General features: G+C 45.8%; 2 protein-coding genes. One reads left to right on the top strand and one right to left on the bottom strand.

The window, feature by feature from the left end:
• Positions 1-155: 155 nt before the first annotated feature.
• A complete protein-coding gene (locus BLX24_RS30170) occupies positions 156-1,097 on the bottom strand; it encodes a DUF808 domain-containing protein (RefSeq protein ID WP_071506890.1) in 942 nt (313 codons plus the stop codon).
• Between the two features lie 321 nt (positions 1,098-1,418).
• Between BLX24_RS30170 and BLX24_RS30165 the strand changes: the two genes are divergently transcribed.
• Entirely contained in the window at positions 1,419-1,688 is a 270-nt protein-coding gene (locus BLX24_RS30165) for a transposase (protein ID WP_071506889.1), read from the top strand.
• The last annotated feature ends 112 nt before the right edge of the window (positions 1,689-1,800 follow it).

The raw sequence follows: 1,800 nt of genomic DNA, 5'->3' as shown, positions 1-1,800 counted from the left end.
TTAATAAGTGCATCCAGCGTCTTTTAACAGGATTTCATCCATGTGCTATGGTATTTTTAGACAAGAAATTAGCCGAATAGCTAAGAGGGGCTGGGCTGACCATTCTGACATTTGGTAAAAAGTCATGCTGGTTTATTAAAAAAGCACATCCGGCTTTACAGGCTATGCGCACTCCTTTTTTGTTTTGAAAAAAGCTTTTTAGCCGGTATTACCAGTTTCTCCACGAGAAAGCCTATGAACAGTCCGCCTACCCCACAGGCAAGCGCCTTGCAAAACCAGGCAACTACCGGCATAGAGGCCAGGGCATGCTCTAAATCGTGTAGTAGCCGGGCGGTTACCGGTATACCATGCGCAATGATTTCGCCACCCACCCACAGCATGGCTGCAGTGCCTATGTAGCCCAGCCAATTCAAAAAGTGTGGCATAAATTTCACAATGCCATGCCCTGTTTTTTGAATAGCAGGGGAATATTTATCACTGGCCAGATGTACCCCGAAATCATCCGCTTTAACAATCAGGCCTACAAATCCGTAAACAGCTATTGTGATGAAAACAGCTACCGCTGCCATCACGATAATCTGGTTTATAATCGCCTGACCGTTTACCTGATTATACGCAATAGCTATAATCTCAGCCGACAAAATAATATCGGTACGAACGGCACTACTCACCCGTTCCTGTTCCAGTTCTTCGGGCGTGATCTCTTGTACAGGCTCGCTTTCCGGAGAGAGAGCGGAGCGGCGGCTAAACAGGGAATGCACTTTCTCGTAGCCTTCAAAACATAAATAAGCCCCGCCCAGCATCAAGACAGGCGTAATAGCCCAGGGGATAAAATAACCCAGTAATAAGGCCGCCGGACTTAAGATAAGGAGTTTATTGATCAGCGACTTTTTGGCAATCCGGTAAATAATAGAGAGCTCCCGGGAGGGATCAAGGCCCACAACATATTTTGGGGTAACGGCGGTATCGTCAATGACAATGCCAGATACTTTTCCGGTTGTTTTAGCCACTTGAGTCGGCACGTCGTCTAAACTGGCAGCACTTGCTTTTACTAAAGCCGAAATATCATCTAATAGGGCAAAAAATCCTGAAGGCATAGTGTCTTAGTAGGCTATTTTTATAGTTATTCACGAGGAAGTATCAAAAAACTTGTTCTTTCATACGCCCCACCGCGTTAGTCTTTTATCGGCCTGACAGGTTGATTGTTCGCCTGTCGTGGCTGTACGATGAGTTGCACAAATCTTCTGTTCATAGACGATATAAAGGACTCCGGAATAGTGTAACCTATTTGCCGGCTCAAAGTTGCCAAAAGTTAGTAATTCTGACTGATACCCGATGATGTCCACAAAAAAACAGTGTGCCCTGAATTGGTATGGTCGTGCTGAATCGGACAGTAATCTTGCGTAACTTCGATTATCATGGCAAATCCCAACAAAGCCATCCCGTCGCCTCGTAAGTATGACAAAGCCTTCAAAGGAGAAGCGCTACGTATGCTTGATGAAGGCCAATCAGTGGCTCAGGTCGCTAAAAATCTCAATGTCAGTGAGCAATTGCTACATACATGGAAACACGCCCACAAAAAACAGATCCAAAAACAAGTGGGCAACAGTGAGCTACTGGCTGAAAATGAACGGCTCAAAGCCCAACTTAGGCGGGCTGAGATGGATCGGACGGCCGAAGCCGCGTGACATCTTAAAAAAAAGTCTGGTGATCTTCCCGCCTGTTAGTAAGTTTTCAGGTAACGCTCCGTGAGCATCATCCATTAGAAGAAGGATTGAAACATCTGGGTGACAGATGCCG

The organism is Arsenicibacter rosenii (assembly GCF_001870735.1).
Taxonomy (GTDB): Bacteria; Bacteroidota; Bacteroidia; order Cytophagales; family Spirosomataceae; genus Arsenicibacter; species Arsenicibacter rosenii.
Note: the sequence above shows the minus strand (reverse complement) of the source record. Positions and strands in the feature narration are given on the sequence as shown.